The sequence below is a fragment of the Actinoplanes solisilvae genome, from assembly GCF_003999975.1.
In the GTDB taxonomy this organism is placed as follows: domain Bacteria; phylum Actinomycetota; class Actinomycetes; order Mycobacteriales; family Micromonosporaceae; genus Actinoplanes; species Actinoplanes solisilvae.
The window spans coordinates 81,253-100,142 of the sequence record NZ_RJAC01000018.1; the positions used below are offsets into that span (position 1 = coordinate 81,253).

18 protein-coding genes are annotated in these 18,890 nt (G+C 70.4%); 8 read left to right on the forward strand and 10 right to left on the reverse strand.

The window, feature by feature from the left end:
- The 3 genes from EER30_RS33525 to EER30_RS33535 all read right to left on the reverse strand — a co-directional run bounded on the left by EER30_RS33525 (position 1) and on the right by EER30_RS33535 (position 2,652).
- On the reverse strand, positions 1 to 966 hold the full coding sequence (locus EER30_RS33525; RefSeq protein WP_127504686.1) for a metal ABC transporter substrate-binding protein: 966 nt from the start codon (positions 964 to 966) through the stop codon (positions 1 to 3).
- 127 nt (positions 967 to 1,093) lie between these two features.
- Positions 1,094 to 1,381, reverse strand: coding sequence for a tetratricopeptide repeat protein (locus EER30_RS33530; RefSeq protein ID WP_127504687.1), 288 nt, complete (start codon positions 1,379 to 1,381; stop codon positions 1,094 to 1,096).
- Between the two features lie 74 nt (positions 1,382 to 1,455).
- A complete protein-coding gene (locus tag EER30_RS33535; RefSeq protein WP_127504688.1) occupies positions 1,456 to 2,652 on the reverse strand; it encodes a cytochrome P450 in 1,197 nt (398 codons plus the stop codon).
- A 285-nt stretch (positions 2,653 to 2,937) separates the two neighbouring features.
- On the opposite strand from EER30_RS33535, the gene EER30_RS33540 reads away from it, so the two are divergent.
- A complete protein-coding gene (locus EER30_RS33540; protein WP_127504689.1) occupies positions 2,938 to 3,777 on the forward strand; it encodes an SDR family NAD(P)-dependent oxidoreductase in 840 nt (279 codons plus the stop codon).
- 59 nt (positions 3,778 to 3,836) lie between these two features.
- Here EER30_RS33540 and EER30_RS33545 read toward each other — a convergent pair whose 3' ends face one another.
- Together EER30_RS33545 and EER30_RS33550 are read right to left on the reverse strand one after the other, a co-directional pair.
- Positions 3,837 to 4,568: an alpha/beta fold hydrolase gene (locus EER30_RS33545; protein ID WP_127504690.1), complete on the reverse strand. Its 732-nt coding sequence runs from the start codon at positions 4,566 to 4,568 to the stop codon at positions 3,837 to 3,839.
- A 47-nt stretch (positions 4,569 to 4,615) separates the two neighbouring features.
- Positions 4,616 to 6,763, reverse strand: a complete 2,148-nt coding sequence (locus EER30_RS33550; RefSeq protein WP_127504691.1) for an AAA family ATPase — start codon at positions 6,761 to 6,763, stop codon at positions 4,616 to 4,618.
- Between the two features lie 427 nt (positions 6,764 to 7,190).
- Here EER30_RS33550 and EER30_RS33555 point away from each other — a divergent pair, with 427 nt between their 5' ends.
- Positions 7,191 to 7,673 carry a sigma-70 family RNA polymerase sigma factor gene (locus EER30_RS33555; RefSeq protein ID WP_164842564.1) on the forward strand — a complete coding sequence of 161 codons (483 nt, stop codon included), beginning with the start codon at positions 7,191 to 7,193 and terminating at the stop codon, positions 7,671 to 7,673.
- A 34-nt stretch (positions 7,674 to 7,707) separates the two neighbouring features.
- On the opposite strand, the gene EER30_RS33560 is transcribed toward EER30_RS33555, so the two are convergent.
- Positions 7,708 to 8,385 (reverse strand): GntR family transcriptional regulator, encoded by a 678-nt coding sequence (locus EER30_RS33560; protein ID WP_127504693.1) that lies wholly within the window; start codon positions 8,383 to 8,385, stop codon positions 7,708 to 7,710.
- Between the two features lie 186 nt (positions 8,386 to 8,571).
- Here EER30_RS33560 and EER30_RS33565 point away from each other — a divergent pair, with 186 nt between their 5' ends.
- From EER30_RS33565 to EER30_RS33575, 3 genes are all read left to right on the forward strand, one after another.
- A complete protein-coding gene (locus EER30_RS33565) occupies positions 8,572 to 9,960 on the forward strand; it encodes an FAD-binding oxidoreductase (RefSeq protein ID WP_127504694.1) in 1,389 nt (462 codons plus the stop codon).
- Between the two features lie 168 nt (positions 9,961 to 10,128).
- Entirely contained in the window at positions 10,129 to 10,836 is a 708-nt protein-coding gene (locus tag EER30_RS33570) for an alpha/beta fold hydrolase (RefSeq protein WP_127504695.1), read from the forward strand.
- A 66-nt stretch (positions 10,837 to 10,902) separates the two neighbouring features.
- Positions 10,903 to 11,580, forward strand: coding sequence for a trimeric intracellular cation channel family protein (locus EER30_RS33575; RefSeq protein WP_127504696.1), 678 nt, complete (start codon positions 10,903 to 10,905; stop codon positions 11,578 to 11,580).
- A 180-nt stretch (positions 11,581 to 11,760) separates the two neighbouring features.
- On the opposite strand, the gene EER30_RS33580 is transcribed toward EER30_RS33575, so the two are convergent.
- Positions 11,761 to 12,339: a TIGR03086 family metal-binding protein gene (locus tag EER30_RS33580; protein WP_127504697.1), complete on the reverse strand. Its 579-nt coding sequence runs from the start codon at positions 12,337 to 12,339 to the stop codon at positions 11,761 to 11,763.
- A gap of 97 nt (positions 12,340 to 12,436) precedes the next feature.
- Between EER30_RS33580 and EER30_RS33585 the strand changes: the two genes are divergently transcribed.
- Together EER30_RS33585 and EER30_RS33590 are read left to right on the forward strand one after the other, a co-directional pair.
- The gene (locus EER30_RS33585; RefSeq protein ID WP_205650530.1) at positions 12,437 to 13,546 is read left to right on the forward strand and encodes an acyltransferase family protein; all 1,110 of its coding nucleotides are present in this window, start codon (positions 12,437 to 12,439) and stop codon (positions 13,544 to 13,546) included.
- 40 nt (positions 13,547 to 13,586) lie between these two features.
- Positions 13,587 to 13,892 (forward strand): hypothetical protein, encoded by a 306-nt coding sequence (locus EER30_RS33590; RefSeq protein ID WP_127504699.1) that lies wholly within the window; start codon positions 13,587 to 13,589, stop codon positions 13,890 to 13,892.
- On the opposite strand, the gene EER30_RS33595 is transcribed toward EER30_RS33590, so the two are convergent.
- The gene (locus EER30_RS33595) at positions 13,885 to 14,721 is read right to left on the reverse strand and encodes a LysR family transcriptional regulator (RefSeq protein WP_127504700.1); all 837 of its coding nucleotides are present in this window, start codon (positions 14,719 to 14,721) and stop codon (positions 13,885 to 13,887) included. The two genes, EER30_RS33590 and EER30_RS33595, sit on opposite strands and share 8 nt — an antisense overlap.
- A 72-nt stretch (positions 14,722 to 14,793) precedes the next feature.
- Here EER30_RS33595 and EER30_RS33600 point away from each other — a divergent pair, with 72 nt between their 5' ends.
- Positions 14,794 to 16,023 (forward strand): MFS transporter, encoded by a 1,230-nt coding sequence (locus tag EER30_RS33600; protein ID WP_127504701.1) that lies wholly within the window; start codon positions 14,794 to 14,796, stop codon positions 16,021 to 16,023.
- Here the strand turns inward: EER30_RS33600 and EER30_RS33605 are convergent.
- Together EER30_RS33605 and EER30_RS33610 are read right to left on the reverse strand one after the other, a co-directional pair.
- On the reverse strand, positions 15,993 to 16,418 hold the full coding sequence (locus EER30_RS33605) for an ester cyclase (RefSeq protein WP_127504702.1): 426 nt from the start codon (positions 16,416 to 16,418) through the stop codon (positions 15,993 to 15,995). The genes EER30_RS33600 and EER30_RS33605 overlap by 31 nt on opposite strands.
- Before the next feature lie 372 nt (positions 16,419 to 16,790).
- Positions 16,791 to 18,878: a sensor histidine kinase gene (locus tag EER30_RS33610; RefSeq protein WP_240670467.1), complete on the reverse strand. Its 2,088-nt coding sequence runs from the start codon at positions 18,876 to 18,878 to the stop codon at positions 16,791 to 16,793.
- Between the last annotated feature and the right edge of the window lie 12 nt (positions 18,879 to 18,890).

Here is an 18,890-nt window from a genome sequence, read left to right on the forward strand (position 1 = left end):
TCAGCCGCCCAGCGCCGAGACGATGACCTGGGTGTTGTGCCGCTCGGCACCCAGGTAGGTACCCTCCGGCGTACCGGGCGCTCCGAGGCTGTCGCCGAACAGCGCGTCGTCCCCGCCGATCACCTTGACGCCGGCCTGCTGAGCGATGGCCTCCGCGCTCTTGGGCGGCAGCGAGCTCTCGGTGAAAATGGCCTTCGTACCGGTCGCCTTGATCTTCGCGACGAGGTCGCTGAGCTGCTGCGCCGACAGCTCGGCTGACGTGTCGAGGCTGGGAATGACCGACCCGACGAACTGCAGCTTGTAACGGTCGACGTAGTAGCCGAACGCGTCATGGTTCGTGACCAGCTTGCGGTCGGCAACCGGCAGTTTCGCGTACGCCGCCTCGTTGTCAGCGTCCAGCCTGTCCAACTCGGCCGAGTAGGTGCCCAGGTTCTTCGCGAACGTGTCGGCCTTGGCCGGGTCAGCGGTGGCCAGGCCCTTCTCGATGTTTGTCACCATGATCTTGGCGTTCTGCGGGTTGTGCCAGATGTGCGGGTCGTGCTCCTCGGCGTGTTCCTCGCCCTCTCCCTCTTCGTGGCCGCCCTCGCGTAGTTTCACGCCCTGGCTCGAATCGACCACGGCGCCCTGGAAGCCCGCGGCCTCGACGGTGCGGTCCAGCCACGCCTCGAGCCCGACGCCGCTCTTGACCACGACCTTGGCCGAACCGATCGCCTGAATGTCGGCCGGCGTCGGCTCGAACTCGTGCGGATCCACGTTCGGCTTGATGATCTGCGTGACCGCCACGTCGGACCCGCCGATGTTGCGGACGAAGTCGGCCACCTCGGGGGTCGTGGCGACCACCGCGAGCTTCGTGCCGCCGGACGCCGCGGACGCGCTGCCCGAGTCGGTGCCCGACCCGCAGCCGGCCAGCACCGTGACGGCCGCGGCAGCCGCCGCGAACCACGTTATGCGTTGCCGATTCTTCATCGTTCCCACTCCTGTCCCTCAGGAGCAAAACGATAATCGTTTTCATAAACAATCGTCTAATAGCGAGATGACTACCTGTGCACCTAAGCGTCGACCACGTCGGCATCAGCAAGAGCGGGCCCTACGCTCACTTCGGCACCGAGGAGAACTGCAGCTCGCCGCCGTGCTTTCCGAGACGCGCGTACGCGTCGGCGAGACGACACAGCACCGGAACCTGGCCGGGCCGATCCGCCAGCGACTCCGACAAGCGCAGAGCGCGCTCGCAATAGGCGATCGAGTCGTGATAGTCGCCCTGGGCGAAGCTGACCTGTCCGAGATTGCGATACACCAATCCCCGCTCGGCCTGTTTCCCGAGTCCGCCGAAAAGCTCGAGCGCCTGCCAGCGCCCCGCTTTTTCGTCGTCACCGACAGGCACGAGCCCAACCTCCTACGCCGGGGACGGCGCTTCATCATCGTCGGGACCGCATCGGAGGGACAATCGCCGGCGCCTCAGAGGCGTACGGGAAGGTCTGTCTTGCCGTTGAAGATGAACGTGGGGATCGGCTGGAGGCTGTCGGCCGGCTTGGCCAGGTCGAGGTCGGGGAAGTGGGCGAACAACGCCGGCAGAGCGGCCTCGGCCTCCAGGCGGCCGAGCGGCGCGCCGATGCAGTAGTGCACTCCGTGACCGAACGCCAGGTGGGTCTTGTCGGGACGATGGACGTCGAACGTGTCCGCCGCCGGTCCGTGCAGCCGGGGATCGCGGCCGCCGGCGCCGAAGCCCATGAGAACCGGATCACCCTGACGGATCACGACGCCCTCGCCGAGGTCGATGTCCTCGACGGCGTATCTCAGCGGCATGTTCTGCACGGGAGCGTCGAAACGCAGCGTCTCCTCGACGACGGCCGACCACCGAACGGCCCCCGCGAGGACGGCGGACAGCTGATCGCGATGGTTGAGGAGGTCCAGGACCGCGTTCGTGATGAGGTCCGCGGTGGCCGGTACGCCTCCGGCGACGGTGACGGCCAGCGCGAGCACACGTTCGTCGGCGGTCAGGTCTGCGGCCTGGGCAAGGACGGTCGCCATGTCGGCGCCGGGGGCGCGCTCCTTGCTCGAGATGAGCGCGGCGAAGAAATACATCGCTCCGTCGAGCTGCCGGGCGGCGACTTCCGCGTCGCCGGAGGGGGTCAGCAGGTCGAGCATCGCCGTCCTCGCCTCCGGCCATTCCTCGACCGGCACTCCGAACAGGTCGCACAGCGTCTCGACGGCGATCACCTGGGCGAAGCTCGCCCGGACGTCGACGATCTCCGCCGAGCCGGGCGTTCCGAGGGCGGCCAGAAGGGCCGGCAGTCGCCTCTTCAGGTTGGCGCTCAACACCTCGACCCGATCCGGCGTGAAGGCGAGCTCCATGATCCCGCGCAGCCGCCGATGATCCGACCCGTACGCGTTGAGGACCGTCGGCGAGATCAGGAACGGGGCGAGCGGCCAGCCGGGCGGCACGCTGTCCAGACCGGGCCAATGCTGCCCGGCGTCGCGGGAGATCCGGTCGTCCTCGGTCAGCCGCCTCAGTACGTCGTGTCTCGTCACCGACCAGGCCGCGATGCCGCCCGGCAGCTCAACCCGTACGGCCGGTCCGGCCGACTGGAGCTGGGCCGCGGTCTCCTGAAGCGAGCGTCCGGCCGGCTGCAGTGAGAAAACCTCTGCCGTCATGTCTTCCGTCTCCCTAGGTTGCGATGTGCAATATATTGCATGCTATCCGATCGATCATGTCGGTGAGCAGCGCCGATGACGTGGGCGACGACACAGATCAGTTCGGCCGGAATTTGAGCGGTCGACGAAACCACGGCCCGGCAACGTTCAGCGGCCCGCGAGCAGGGTCACAGTCGCAATCCTTGACCCTCCCCCGAGGAGAAGGTCAACCGTTGTCCAGGTCCGGCTGCCCTCGCGGGAAGCCGGCCGAGAAACCGTCTTCTGACGCAAGGATCGAGCACCGACATGAACACCTGGTTCATCACTGGCGGCACACCCGGCGGGTTCGGCATGGCCTATGCCGAGGCCGCTTTGGAGAACGGCGACCGCGTGGCACTGACCGCGAGACGCCCCGACGAACTGGCGTCGTGGGCGAAGCCGTACGGGGATCGGGTCTTGGTTCTTCCCCTGGACGTCACTGATCCGAAGCTCGTCGAAGCGGCCGTTCGCACTGCCGAGGAGCACTTCGGCGGGATCGACGTGCTGGTCAACAACGCCGGCCGCGGCTGGTTCGGGTCGATCGAGGGCATGGCCGACGCCGACGTCCGGCGCATGTTCGAGCTGAACTACTTCGCTGTCCTGACGGTCCTTCGCGCCGCCCTGCCCGGGATGCGCGCACGCGGCAGCGGATGGATCATCAACATGTCCTCCGTCGCCGGGATGCGCGGCATCGAGGGCTTCGGCTATTACAGCGCTTCCAAGTACGCCCTCGAAGCCACGACCGAGGTGCTGCGCGAAGAGGTCGAGCCGTTGGGCATCCGGGTGATGGCAGTCGAGCCGGGCGCCTTCCGCACCCGCGCCTACACCGGTTTCGCCGGCGAGACCGTCGAGGAGACCATCCCGGAATACCTGCCGGTCCTCGAGAAGGTCCGGGCCGCCATGATCGAACAGAACGGCAACCAGCCCGGTGACCCGCGCCGCGGGGCTCGCGCGGTGATCGCGGCCATGGCTCAGGAGAAGCCTCCCCACCGCCTGGTCCTCGGCAGCGGCGGGTTCGACGCCGTTGTCGCCACGCTGGAGGCGACCCTCCACGATGTCCGCGCCTCCGAAGCGCTCTCCCGGGGAGCCGACTTCCCCACCTCCTGACCCGGCGGGCCCGCGGCATGCTGCCGGAACGTCGTCCTCAGCAACCGCCGCGGGAGCGGTCAGTTCTGGTCGGACAGCAGCCGGGCCAGCTCGGCCGGATGCTCGAGCGGCATGAGATGACCGCCGGGCAGCACCGTGACGACGCTGGTCGGCAGGGCCTCCTTAAGCCAGGCCACGTAGGGGGCCGGCGGCACCGCAGCGGTGACCCACCGATAGCCGGCGCCTCGCTCGGCGATCGCCCGCAGGTCGGCCCGGCGATCGGCGGCGATCCGCTCGTCCGTGCCGTGAATGACCTCGTCCCAGTAGCCCAGCAGCAGGTCAGGCCGCGGATCGGTGGCGGTCTCGACGATCTCCCGGGCTTCACCGCGCAGCGACTCGATGCCCATTCCGGCCGTCATCCGATCCCAGACCGCCCGCCATCCCGGGCCGCGCAGCTCCGGCTCCAACGACCGCACCAGGTCGCCGAACGGGCCCGGCAGCAGGTACTGGTCCAGGTTCACGACCGCGCGGGTGGGGTTGCGAGCGGCGTAGACCGTCGCGATCACCCCTCCCACGGAGTGACCCACGACGGTTGGCGGCTCGGCCAGGCCCGCCGCGAGGATCTGGCCGTGGACGACCTCGGCGACCTCCTCCAGGTGGTACGACGACCGGCGTGGGGCATCGCCATGGCCGGGCAGGTCCAGCGCGAGAACCTTGCGGTCCGGCTCGGCCGCCGAGAGCTCCCGGATCAGCGGGTCCCAGTGCCGCCGGTCGAAGGTGAGCCCGTGCAGAAGGACGATCGGAGATGACATGCCCGGGAGGCGTAACCCGGCACTGAACGAGTCGTTCGAGACCCGGGTCACACCTGCCAGCGCGCCGGTCCACCCGCCGCCGGCTGATAGCGGAAGTGGCCGCCGGTGTGCACGGACGTCCGCAGGTGCGCCGCGGCGACGGGAGCAACCGGCTCCAGCCGGGCCAGCAACGCCCGCAGGGCCCGAGTCGCGTTGACCCGCGCGCGTTCCGCCTCGGCGCTGTGCCGCCGGGTCCGGCCGCCCAGACCGGTGGCCCGCTTCAACTCGGCGACCAGGGCGTTGCGCTCGGCGGCGAGGTTCACGGCGAGGTCGACGTCGCCGGTGCGATCGGCGGCGTCCATGCGCTGGGCGAGATCGGCGAGCCGGCTGCGATAGGCGCTGCGAGCCGTGGAGTCGAGCACGGGTTCGGCCTCGGGCGTCACCAGCCCGGCGCCACCCGCCACCAGATCGAGGGCGGTGATCTCACGTCCCGGGGCGGCCAGGAGCGTACGCAGATAGTGCAGTCCTCGGACGTCGCGCAGGCGGGCCTGCTCGGCGCCCGCGTCGAGGATCCAGTCGTCGCCGTCACGCGTCAGCCGCCAGACCGACGCCGCGGGCGATCCGCCGGGTTCCGGCAGACCGAGCTCCTCGGCGATCGATCTGGCCCGGGCCCGGTCGCCACGAGCCGCGAGAGTGGCCGCCAGCCAGGGCAGGGCGCCGAGCCGCTCCTCCTGCGCGATCGCCCGATCGAAGTGGTCGCGCGCCTCATCGTGCCGCCCCAGCGCGGCGGCCAGCCGGCCCAGATAGTCGTCGACCGGTCCGGTGACGGTGTTCGCTCCACCCCAGACGACCAGGCGACCGGCGTACGGCCGAAGTGTGTCGTAGAGGGCTTGAACAGCAGCCGGGGCCGCGCCGAACGACGCGACGAGGGCGAGGTCGGCGACCGCGCCGATCCAGCGGGGGCCTGCCCCGGCCAGCACGGCCGGCAGCAGGCGATCCACCTCGAGCAACGCCTCGGCGCCCCGGCCCGACTCGGCCAGGGCACGGGCCGCGGTCACCTCGAAGAAGTGTCCCGGCAAGCGCCGGGCGAGCGCCCGCAGCGGCTCGACCTGACCGGCCGCGTCACCGCGCAGCGACGCCAACCGGCCCCTCAGCGACGCGGTCAACCGGTCGGCGTCGGCCAGCCCGACCCGGCGGCCCTGCTCGGCCACCTCGGCGGCGAGCGTCTCGGCCAGCGCCAGACGGCCCCGGACCAGCGCGAGCACGGCCTGCCGGGACAGCGCGACGACCGCCGCCTCGGGATCGCCGTCCCGCTCGCCCGCCCGGGCGTACGACACCAGGGCCGCCTCCGCCGCATCCAGGTCACTAAGTTCGGCCAGCGCGGTGAACCGCCAGAACAGGCCCCGCCGTTCGAGGGCCGCGTCCCCGGCGCGGCGAGCAAGTTCGACGATCTGGGACGCCGTGGACAGTCGTTCGCCGGCCGCGGCCGGGTCCCACAGCGCGTGCAGCCGCCCGTCCAGCACCTCGGCGAGGGTCCGGGGATCGCCGGTGCCGCGCGCCAGCCGGACCGCCTCGTCGACGAGCTCCCGTCGCCGGGCCGGTGCGGACGGGTCGGCCAGCAGTTCGGCGGCCAGCCGTACGAGTACGCGCGCTCGACGGGCCGGCGGTTGTTCCCGCGAGGCGGCCTCTTCGAGGAGCCGTACGAGGGCCGTGTCGAGCCTGAGGAACTCGCCTCGGGACGGCGAAGTGAGGGCGAAGTCGACGACAGCGTCCTCGTCCGCTCCGCCCGGAACCGCGGCGGCGAGTTCGAGCGCGGGGCCGGGCCAGCCCGCGGTGAGCAGCCAGACCGCGTGCACCGTTGCGCGCGGCAGGCCCGGCAGCAGCTCGGCCAGCTCGGCCTCGGTCAGCGGGGCAAGATAGAGCCCGTGCTCCCGGGGCTGAACCTTGGTGACCAGCACCGCCGCGCCGTCGAGATCGGCCGTCACGGCGGCGCGGTCGTCGCCGTCGAGGATCACCAGCCGGGGGCCGGTTCCGCTCGCCGAGACCGTACGGATCACCGGCAGTCCTCGCTGCCGGGCGGCCTCGGCGGCCGCGTCCGCGAGCGCGGTCTTGCCGGACCCGGGCGGACCGATCACCGTCAGGCTCCCGCCCGCCCCGGCGACCGCACGATCCAGCAGCCGGTGCACCGCGGCAAGCTCACGACGGCGTCCGATCATGAATAAAGCGTAGGCGCCGCCGTGCACTCGTTGGTCACGGCGAGGCGCGAGGTCGCCGTACGGGAAGCGTTCTTGCGCCTGCCCACCCCCCAGGTCGCCGACCCGGGCACCCCCTGCCGGCCTGATCGAGGCGGGCCGGGCATCGGACGCCGACCCGGCCCGAATCACGGACTAAATCGCCGACGGTCACCTTACCTATCGGTAGCGTCAGCACTGTTCCGACAATAAATGGGGCTTTGAAAACACCCTCCACAACGGTGTAACAAGCAATGAAGAACGTTTTAACAGCCATCCCCATACGCTCGGATCGTAACGGCCTGAATTGCTGGGGGATGAAACCATGACCACCGTCACAGATGTTTTCGAGATAGATTTCGGCGACCCCGCGCCGACTGTAGATCGTTCGCATGATGATGCCCACGCGCAGATGCAGGAAATTCAGATCAACAATCGCGTCGCGCTGCTTCAGTTCTTGCGAACCCTGGTCTCGCCCGGCTCGACCCACACCGCCGAAGACCTGGTGCAGGAGACCATGCTGCGGGCCTGGCGTCATCTCGACATGGTGCCGGCCGAGGCCGAGTCGCAGCGGCGCTGGTTGTTCACGGTCGCCCGCCGACTGGCCATCGACGCGTACCGCAAGCGGCAGACCCGGCCCGTCGAGGTGGGCCTGACCGGCATCGATCCCCTTGACGCCGAGGGCGGGGCCGGCGATGCCGTGGTCGCGCAACTGACCTTGCGGCACGCCGTCGACCAGCTCAGCGCCGTCCACCGGTCCGTGCTGCACGAGCTCTACATCAAGGGCCGCACGCTCGACGAGGCCGCAGCCGAGCTCGGCGTCCCGGTCGGAACCGTCAAATCCCGCGCGTTCTATGCCGTGAAATCGGTGCGAGACGCGCTCATCACCGACTGAGTGCGGGGCCGCCGGCGCGGAATCGGCGTATCGGTCACGCCAAGGGTTCGGCATTCGAGTCGACGTCGAACACCTCGTCCAGACTCATCCAGTTTTCCCGGGCTGCCGCCGCGGCGCCCTCCGCATCCCCGATCCGGCAGAACTCGATGATCCGATTGTGCAAGGCGACTGATTCCCGGCCGTTCAGCGAGGAGAAACGGAGCCGTTCCAGCCGTCGCAGCACCGGCGTGAATTGCTCGAGAACCGAACGCAGAGCCGGATTGGCCGAGGCCGCCACCGCGATGCCGTGGAACTCGTCGTCGGCCGCGATGGCCGCGTCGACGTCGTCGGCCCGCAGCGCCGCCGCGAACCGGGTGTTGGCCGCCCGCATGGCTTTGATCTCAGCGGCGGTCATCTGGGGAACCGCCTCGCGGACCGCTAGCTCGTGCATGGCCGCGGTCACTGTCTGGGCCGCTCGGGCGGCGCGGGCGTCCAGCGGGCTCACCATCGTGTAGCGGCCGGGTTTGGTCAGGACGAGGCCGCTTTCCTCGAGCCGCGTCAGCGCCTCGCGCACGGGGGTGCGGCTCACCCCGAGCCACTGCGCCAGCTCGCCGTCGTTGAGTCGCTCCCCGGGGGCGAATGTGCCGTCGACGATCGCGTCCCGGATCGTCCGATAGGCATTTTCGCGCAACAACGAGCGCGGAACCATGCCCACGCGTTCAGGGATCGGCATGCAATATATTCCACACCGCAAATCGGGAGAAGTCAACGACGGTTGAGCCACGCCACAACACGGAGGGTAATCAGTAAGTCCACCGTACGGTATGGCTGACTTCTTCGGAGTGAAGCGGCGTCACCTGGGCCGAGTGGGCCGCGTCACCGCGGTGAGACATGCCGGACCATCCACGTCGTTAGAGTCATGGCATCCGAATCTGACTTTCAGCAACTGGCCAAAGAGGTCGACGGGCCCGTCCTCCGCCACAGCGACCCCGGGTACGACACCGAGTGCTTCACCTACAACCTGCTGACCCCGTTACGACCCGCGGTCGTGGTCGGCGCCACGAGCCCGGCCGACGTGCAGGCCGCGGTGCGTTTCGCCGGCGAGCACGGGCTGGCCGTGGGGATCCGCGGCGGTGGCCACATGCAGCCGTACCCCGCCGAGGACGCCGTGCTCGTCACGCTCGATCGGTTCAGCGATGTCACCGTCCACACCGAACGGTCGACCGCGCGGGTGACGGGAGCCGCACGCTGGTCGCAAGTGATCGACGCGACGACGCCGTACGGGTTGGCGCCGATGAGCGGTTCCTCGACCACCGTGGCGGCCATCGGCTACACGCTCGGCGGCGGCCAGAGCCCGATCTTCGGCCGGCCGTACGGTTACGCCTCCGACCACGTGCGGTCGTTCGACATCGTCACCGCGGACGGCGTACTGCGAACCGTGAACGCCGATGAGGAGCCCGAGTTGTTCGCGGCACTGCGCGGCGGCAAGGGCAACTTCGGCGTCGTCACCGCCATGGAGATCGAGCTCTTCCCGGTCACCTCCGTCCTCGCCGGCGGGATCTACTTCCCGGCCGAAAAGCTCGGCACCCTCCTGCGGACCTGGCGCGACTGGGCCGAGACCCTGCCCGAGCGGGCCACCACGTCGATCGCGGTGCAGAACCTGCCCCCGATCGACGAGCTACCCGAGGTTCTGCGTGGCGCACACGTCGTGCACATGCGGTACGCGTACCTGGGTCCGGCCGGCGTCGGCCGGGCGCTGCTGGAACCGCTGCGGGGTGTGGGCACCGAACTGCTGAACACGATCGCCGAGCAGCCCTACCGGCAGGCCGCGACGCTGCACAACGACCCGGTGGGGCCAATCCCCTACCAGGATCGAAGCCTCGGCCTGGCCGCGCTGCCCGACGAGGCGGTGGAGACGTTCGCCGCCCTGACCGGGCCGGGCAGCGGCAGCCTCCTGGCCAGCGTTGAGCTGCGGGCCCTCGGTGGCGCGCTCGACCGGAGGCCGGAGACGCCCGACTCGGTGCCCAGCCGCGGATTGCCGTACCAGCTGTTCGCTTTCGGGGTCGGCAACGGCGACCTGATCCCGGTGCTGCACGACCAGCTGGAGCACCTGTTCGCCGAAATGCGCCCGTGGGCCGACCCCCAGCACCGCCGGATGCTGAACTTCCTCTCGCCGGAGGAGGCACTCGACCCCGGCACACTGAGCGAGGTGTACGGCGCGGCGAACTATGACCGTCTGCTCGCCGTCAAGCAACGGTTCGACCCGCACACGATGTTCCGCATGAACCACACCCTGCGGCCTCGATAGGGCGATCACCGCGCGGTCGCACTCAGCGTCGGGCTCACCACAGTTCGCATTTTGCACTGGCACTCTCCAACGTCATGCAATATATTGCACTTCGGAGGCGATGACCCTCGACCCCGCTCAGAACCCGCCCCGGGCAACGCCGGGCGCGCCAACGGAAGGACGAGCCCCATGACCACCACCGATCAAGAGATCAAGAACGTCGTACTGGTCCACGGCGCGTTCGCCGACGGTTCGGGCTGGCGCGGCGTGCACGAAACGCTGACCTCCCGGGGCTACCGGGTCACGATCGTGCAGAACCCGCTGACCTCACTCGAGGACGACGTCGCGGCCACCACGCGGGTGCTCGACCAGCAGGACGGCCCGGCGATCCTCGTCGGCCACTCCTGGGGCGGCACCGTCATCACCGAGGCCGGCGTTCACCCGAACGTCGCCGGCCTGGTCTACGTGTCAGCCATCGCCCCCGACGCCGGCGAGACCACCGCGCAGCAGTACGAGGGATTCGCCCCCACACCCGACTTCGTCATCGACGTCGCCGAGGACGGCTACGGCTTCCTCAACCACGACAAGTTCAAGGCCGGATTCGCCGCCGACACCAGCGACGCCGACGCCGCCTTCCTGCGCGACTCCCAGATCCCCATCAACATGACCGTCTTCGCGACGCCAGTGAAGAACGCCGCCTGGCGCGACAAGCCGAGCTGGGCCGTCATCGCCGCCGACGACAGGGCCTTCGACCAGGCCATGCTGCAGCACATGGCCAAGCGCATCGGCGCCGAGATCACCAACGTCCCAGCCAGCCACGCCCTGTTCCTGACCCAGGCCGGGGCCGTCGCCGACGTGATCGAGACCGCCGCCCAGAACGCCCGAAGCGCTCGCTGACCGACCACCCACGACCGGCTCGCAACCCACCCGCGAGCCGGTCCCGGCCTCCCGGAGTGTGCCGCGATGTCCATCACGCCGTTCCAGGTGGCGCTGTGGATCGAGCTTCTCGCCGCCGGGCTCGGCGGCCTGCAGGGCGCCCTGTTCGCGGCCGGCGAGAAACACCGCCGCATCGATGTGCTCGGCGTCATTGTCATCGGGCTCGCCGTCTCACTCGGCGGCAGCCTGCTACGCGACATCGTGCTCAACCAGCCACCCGTCGTCATCTGGATGAACTGGTACCTGCTGGTCGCCGCCGCCTCCGCCGTACTCGGCATGCTCCTGCAACCGCTGCTCACCCGGGCCGACTGGCTGATCACCACCCTCGACGCCGTCGTCATGGGCCTGTTCGGCGCCATCGCCGCCTCAAAAGCGCTGTCGCTCGGCGTCGGCGTGTCCGGGGCGCTGGTCGTCGGCGTCATCGGAGCCATCGGCGGCGGAATCCTGCGCGACCTCATCCTGAACCGGCCGATCTCGTTCCTGCACGTCGGCACCCTGTACGCCGTCGCCGCCGGAGCCGGAGCGGGCGCCTTCATCCTGCTCGCCGAGTTCGGCACACCGACCCTGATCGCGGGCCTCGTCTGCGTGGTCGTCACCACCGTCGTACGTCTGGCCGCCGTTCACTTCGACTGGACCTTCCCCGAACAGCGGGCACTGAGCCCCCGGCGTTCGAGTTCACCGAGACCCGCCGCGACAAACGACTGAACCGGACCGCCCGTCCTCATCGCCGCGTGCTGTCGGAGCTCTGTTTCCGTGGCCGTTCCAACGAGGAAGCGGCCGCACTGCTCGGAATCCCGGTCGGCACGGTGAAGTCGCACTACGCGAAGCCATAGCCACCGCCTGCTGACGGCTGCCGCCTCGTCCTGACGTCGGGGAGTCGCCGGGTCAGCCGTTCCAGCGCGGGTCGCGGCCGAGGTAGCGCAGCAGCCCGGCGACCGCGTCGTCGCGGAAGTCCTCGGACACGGTCGGCCCGTAGGCGAAGCCACGCAGCGGCTCGACCGTGGCGCGGGCCGCGGGCTCGAGCTGCTCGGCCAGGGCCACGGTCAGTGGACTGGGTTGACCGGTGGCCACGGCGATGTCCCAGGCGTGTATCGCGGCGTCCAGCGCGCAGGCCCCGGCGGCCAGCTCAGGCGGCATGGTCGGGAACGGCGGCAACGGCGTACGCACCGACTCCGCGCCGGAATCGACGGACGCCCACGCGGCGGTGGCCGCCCGCACCGCGGGTTCGATCAGGTCGGCGACCTCACCGTCCAGGGTGGTCGGCGGCGCGAACGGGTCCCACGTCGGCAGGGGGCTGTCGCCGACCATCGAGGCCCAGCCGTGCTGGTCACCGGCGGCGTGGAACAGCACCTGGGTCACGGTCCACTGCGCGCACGGGGTGGGGTCGTCGAACCGCTCGGGCGTGACCCCGTCGGCGACCTCGGACAACAGCTCCAGCGACGTGGTGAGCACGGCGTACGCCATAACTCCTCCTTACCCGGTTCCCGCGTGGATGAGGTTACCGGCTCGGTCGAACGTTTCACACCCGCTGTCCGTGAACGGTGGAGTGAGCGGAAAACGGGTGACCGGGCTGGACGGCCTGCGCGGTCTGTGCGCCCTTTATGTGCTGTTGTTCCATTGCTGGGCGTACACGTTCCGGGGTTTTCCCCGCTACCGCGGTCCGGAGTGGCTGAGCTGGCTCGGGTTCGGCCGGCTGGCCGTGGTGATGTTCCTGGTCGTGTCGGGTTTCTCGCTGGCGACCGCGGCCGCGCGCAACGATTGGCGCCTGGGCAGCCTCAGCGAGTACGCCCGTCGGCGCGCCTGGCGGATCCTGCCGGCGTACTGGGCCGCGCTGGTGGTCAGCCTGGTCATCGCCTGGACCGTGGTGCGTCAGCCCCACTCGGCCGAGCCGACCTTCGAGTCGGTGGTGGTCTACACGCTGCTGCTGCAGGACCTGATCGTGGCGCCCACCCCGAACGGCGCGTTCTGGTCGATCAGCGTCGAGGCCCTGCTGTACGGCCTGCTTCCGCTGCTCGTGCTGCTGTGCCGGCGGATCGGCCCGGTGGCGATGCTGGCCGTCGTCACGGTGCCGGTGATCGTCGTCGGGGTCGTCGTCTTCGACGGGTCTCCGCCGCAGGACGACAACTGGCTGGCCCCGCACCTCGTGCCCGCCTTCGCGGCCGGTGTCGTGGCGGCCGCGGCGACCGGCGAACGGTTTCGGCGTGTGCCCTGGGCGCTGCTGTCGGTGGTCGCCGCGGTCCCGGTCGGCGTTCTGGTCGTGCAGCAGGGCTCGCGGTGGATGGTCGGGAACTACTACTGGCTCGACCTCGCGGTCGCTCCCGCGATGACCATGTTCCTTCTGGCCGTGGTGAACGGCCGGCCTGCCGCGCTGATCCGGCTGCTCGACTCGCGGCCGCTGAAACGGCTGGGGTCGTTCTCGTACAGCCTCTACCTGATCCATCTGCCCGTCGTGGTGGTGGTCACCCTGAAACTGGTCATTCCCCGGTTCGGCCGCGGGATGACCTCGTTCACGGTCACCACCCTGCTGGCCGGCGGCGTTTCGCTGGCCGGCGCCTGGCTGTTCGCCAAGCTGTTCGAGTCACCGTTCCAACGGCACCGGTCCTGGGCGGAGCTCAAGAACGGCCGCCGGCCCGAGTTGATCGACGCCGGCCGGCACCCGGCGAACCGCTGACTGATATTTTCGGGCTCCCCCAGCAGCGAGTGGAGAGACTGTGAAGGCGTTTCGCCGGGCGTTCGGCATCGGGCTGACCGGTCAGGTCGTGATCTTCGCACTGCTCATCGCGGGTGTGTTCGTCTCGGCCCGGCTCGGCGGTGAGGGCGGCGCGACCGTGGCCGCCCTCAGTTTCCTGCCCGCGCTGGTCGTGGTCGGCTTCGTCTATCTTGTCGCGCTGCTCGTCGTCGCAGCCGTGCCCGCGCTGCGCGCCAAAGCCGGCTCGGGGCCCGGGTTACTGCTGGGTTGGCTGGCCGGCGCCGTGGTGGTCACGGCCGTGATCGCGGTCGTCTTCGCGCTCAACTGAACGCGCGGCGCAACGCAGTCTCGACGGCATCGATCAGCGGTTCACCCTCCGTACGGGGGTGACGGGCCAGGCCCAGCTCGACGTCCGGCAACTTCGGCAGGGCGTCCGGGTCGTGGCAGGCCATCGACGGGTCGAGGTTCTCGGGCATGAGCGCGGCCACTCCCAGCCCGGCCCGCAGCGCGGCGAGCACACCGACGAGGCTGTTGCTCTCGAAGGCCACCCGCCACGGCCGGTCGAGTGTTTCGATCACGGCGGTCCGCCAGGCGCATTCGTTCGAGAACAGCACCACCGGCAGCGGATCGGCCGTCACGTCCACGCCCGCACCGACCGCCCAGACCAGCGGCCGCCGGATCGTCCACCGAGGCGGCCCGGGCAGATCCGGCACCTCGTCCAGCACCAGCTGAACCCGGCCCTCGTCATAGGCCTCGCGCATGTCGGCCCGCGAGACGCACAGCACCTCCAGGGTCGCGCCGGGGTGCAGCCGCGCCAGGTCGGCGAGCGTCTGCGAGAGACGCGAGGCGGCCAGATCCTCGAGCAGCCCGACGCCGCAGTGCCCGGTCAGCACCCGGCTGGTCTCGGTGAGAGCTTCGACCGAGAGCGACAAGATCCTTTCCGCGTACGGAATGAGCTCCTCACCCGCCCGGGTGGGCGTCACGCCGGCCGCCGATCGGTGCAGCAGCGGGCGGCCGACGACGCCCTCCAGTTTGCGGAGCTGCTGGCTGAGCGCGGGCTGGGTCTGGCCCAGCGTCGTCGCCGCACGGCTGATGCTGCCCGCGCGGACGGCGGTGACGAACGACCGCAGCAGGATGATCTCCAAATCCCTGGCCATAACAAATCATTATGGCAGACCCAACGTGATCGGCACTTCCTATAGCTCACCGATCCCTCTAGCGTCGAGGAGATGACCGGATACCGGCAGGTGCTCGCCGTGCCAGGGATGACCCCGCTGCTCGGCGTCTCCCTGCTCGCCCGCACCGCGATCACCGCCGACGTCACAGCATTGACCCTGTACGTCGTACTCGCCCTCGACCGGAGCTACGCCGCCGCGGGCGCGGTGGCGGCCGCCCTCACCGCCGGCGTGGCGATCGGCGGGCCCCTTCTCGGCCGTACGATCGACGCGCGCGGGCTGCGTGCCGTCCTGCTGTGCACGATCGTCGCGCAGGTCGCGTTCTGGTTGAGCGTTCCCGTGCTGTCGTTCCTGCCGTTGCTGGCCGCGTCGTTCGGGGCCGGGCTGCTGATGGTGCCCGCGCAGGCCGTGACCCGGCAGGCCATCGCCGCGATGACCACGGAGGAACAACGCCGCCCCGCGTTCGCCCTGGAGTCGGTGCAGGGCGAACTGTCCTACCTCATCGGCCCGGCGGTGGTGATCCTGGTCGCGGCGACGCTGCCACCCACCGCCATGGCATGGGGCGTCGGCGCCGCGATCGTGGCCGGCGGCACCGGAATCGCCCTGCTGAACCCACCGGTCGGCGGCCTTTCACCGGGCAACCCGGATGCGTCACACGGCCTCTCGGCCGGCGCTTCACGGCAGCAGCGGTGGCTGGGGCGCGGGATGGTCGCCGCGCTGACGATGGCCTTCGGCACGACGACGCTGCTCAGCGGCGTCGACCTCGCCATCGTGGCCACCCTGCGCGAGGCGGGCCAGATCTCCTGGGCCGCCGTGGTGGTGGTCGTGTTCGGGGCGTCGTCGATCGCGGGCGGTCTGATCTACGGCGCACTGACCCGCCCCATGCCGACGTGGCTGCTGCTGGGCCTGCTCGGGCTCCTCACGATTCCCGCCGGCCTGGCCCACGATTGGCTCTGGTTGTGCGTGGCCGTCATCGGCGCCGGCCTGCTCACCGCACCCACGTTGTCCACAGTGGCCGACGCGGTCAGCCGGCTCGCGCCGACCGGGGCGCGGGGCGCCGCCACCGGTCTGCAGTCGTCCGCGCAGAGCGCCGGCTTCGCGCTGGGCGCCCCACTCGTCGGCGCCGCGATCGACCTCACCACACCCGGGGCCGGCTTCGCGACGGCCGGACTGGCCGGACTACTCGCCGCCCTGATCGGCTACCTCATCTCCCGGCGGAAGACGCAGCCCGAGCCCGGTCCGCGTGCCCTGGCTCAGACCGTGTCGCCGGATCCGTCGACCTGAAGGATGCGCTGCAATTCGTCGGCCAGCACCCAGATCTGTGCGATCCGGCCGCCGTCGTCCAGGGTCAGCACGTCGATGCCGAGCCCGTGCACGGTTTTCCCGGTCGGCGCGAGCTCGCCCAACGGCGTCACCCACAACCCGGTGTGCCGCGCGCTGTGCTTGAACGCCACAGTGAGCTGGCCCGGCGCCGCGACCCGATCGACGATCTCGATGACATGCTCGGTGAACGCCGTATGCAACGCGCTCGCCCGGACAACCAGGTCGGCGACCGACATCGGCACCCCGTTGATCACCACCGGATCGGCGTAGAGCCGGGCGAACGCCCCAGCGCGTCCTCCCGCTCCGCCGAGCGTTCTCGTACGCCGTCGCCCCCTGGCCGAGGCCCGCTCGGTCATGCGAGACCTGCTCGCGGCCGCGCCCGGCCTCGACGCCGTCGCCGCGATGGTGACAAGCTCGCCCTCGCCGCCCTGCGCGAGGCCGGCGGCCCGCTACGCGTCAGCGGCTGGGACGACTCCGAACTCGCCCGGATCAACGACCTCACCACGGTGGCCCAGTCGCTGCGCGAACAGGGTGCGGCCTGCGCGGCCACGGCGCTCGGCGACCCCGCGCCGGATCACCGCGACGCCTGGCGACTCGTCCGGCGGGCAACCACAGCCGCCTGATTCGCCCTCGCGCTCACGGCTCCGGCGCTCGATCGTGCGACGCCGCGCACGAGCCCGTTTCGGTTGGAAGATCATGGCGATCGACCACCCGGCCCGCTTGGTGCCTCATTGTGATCGTGGGACGGGCAAGGGAAGGGTGACTCGAATCGTCGTACCCGCACCGGCGGTGCTGGTGAGCATCAGGGTTCCGTTCAGCGCCTCGACGCGGTCGAGCAGACCGGTCAGACCCGTGCCGCCGCGGGGATCGGCACCTCCCGCACCGTCGTCGGCGACCTTGATCATGAGCTGGTCCGGTCCGCCGGCGACGGTGACCCGCGCCCGCGTCGCGCCCGCGTGCTTGACCACGTTCGTCAGCGCCTCGGCGACGACGAAATACGCGGTCACCTCGACATCGCCCGGCAGCCGCTCAAGCGGCTGTGGGGTCAGGTCGAGGTCGACGGGGATCGTGGCGGCCACCACCAGCGAGTCGATCCCGGCGCTCAGGCCGCCGCGGGCGAGCGACACCGGAAGAATCCCGTGAACGATGTCGCGCAGTTCGACCGTCGCGCGCTCGGCGTGGTCGAGTGCCTCCCGCATGAGACCGGCGGTGTTCTCGCCCCGGGCCGCCGCCTCCAGACCGAGCTTGAGGGTAAGCACGGTCTGGACGAGCCGCTGCTGGGCGCCGTCATGCACGTCGCGCTGCAGTCGCTGCCGCGTCTCGTCGGCTGTGGCTACCACCCTTTTGCGCGATGCCCGGAGCTTCTCCTTGTTCTCGGCGTTCGCGATCGCGGCCGCCGCGAGCTCGGCGAACTCGGCCAGCCGGTGCTCGGCGCCGGCCGGTGAGGGAACTCGCGGCGCGGTGCTCGACAGCTCGCCCCACAGTTGCCCTTCCACGATCACGGGTACGGCTATCACCACTTCGTCGCGGTCCTGGGCGGCGGACCCCGTCGCCTGGGCGGAGAACCGGAGTGGTTGTCGGGCGTGCATCTCCCGGACACCGACCGGCTCCGCGTCCGCCGCGGCTTGAAAGCCCACGGGGATGGGGCTACGACACGTGGCGATCGCGGTGGCGCACCCGCCGTCGTACCGGAAGAGGTTCGCGGCCGATTTGGCGAGCACGTTCGAGGCCTCCCGCGCGACCGCCTCGAACACCTCGTCGAGGGCGGCTCCGCGCGCGACCAGCTCGGCGACCTGTCGCAGAGCGGCCTGCCGGGCGGCGAACCGCTCGAGTTCGCCGCGTGCCTCGACGTTCGCCAGGGCCGAGGCGATCAGCTCAGCGAACTTTCCCAGGCGTTCCTCGGTCCGCGTGGGCAGGCGGCGGCCTTCGTTCAGGGTCCCCAGGGCGCCCCACAGCCGGCCGCTGACGATGATGGGGACCGAGACACTCGACCCGACGCCGTAGTCCCGGTTGGAGTACGACCGGTCGGCGACCGTGTCGTAGCGGTCGAGCCGCGCCGGTTTCAGCGTGCGCAAAAGTTCGTCGAGAGTGCCGGCGTCGCCGACGGGGACCGTGACTTTCGTGCCCACCGGGGCGGGACCGTTGTGGTGAGCGAGGACGGTGAACGTACGACCGCCCTCATAACGGACGAGCGTGGTCGGTTCGTCGTAGATCAGGCTGGCCGCTTGGACGGCGACGGCTTCGAAGATCTCGGTCTCGCCGGCGCGCCGGGCCACCAGCGCCGCCACCCGCAGCAGAGCAGCCTGCTCGTCGGCCAGGGCGCGGACGCTTTCGCGCGCCGCCGCGCTGACCACCACCGCGGCGACGATCTCGGCGAACAGCGCCAGCCGGTCCTCGGTGCCGGCGGGCAGGGGACGGAGACTCGAGCTGACACTCAGCGCGCCCCAGAGGTTCCCGTCGACGGTCACCGGCACGGCCACGACGGCCCGTACGCCAAGATCCGTTGCCAACGGCGGGCCGGCGATGCGGGTGTAATCGTCGATGCGCTCGGCGCGGCCCGATCGCCACATCCGAGCCGCGACGCCGTCGCCGGTCAGGTGCAGCCGTGCGCCGAGGGGAACGTGCCCACCGGTCTGAGCCACGACGACGGACTCGGTCCCCTCGCCCTCGTATTTCGTCAGCGCGATGAGCGCCCCGCCCAGCCAGGCGGACGCCTCGGCGGTCACGGCCCCGAAGACGGTCTCGGGCGGTTCACCGGCGGCAGCGATCGAGGTCACCCGTCGCAGGGCGGCCTGCCCCCGCGCGACGTCGTGCATGTCGGACACGGC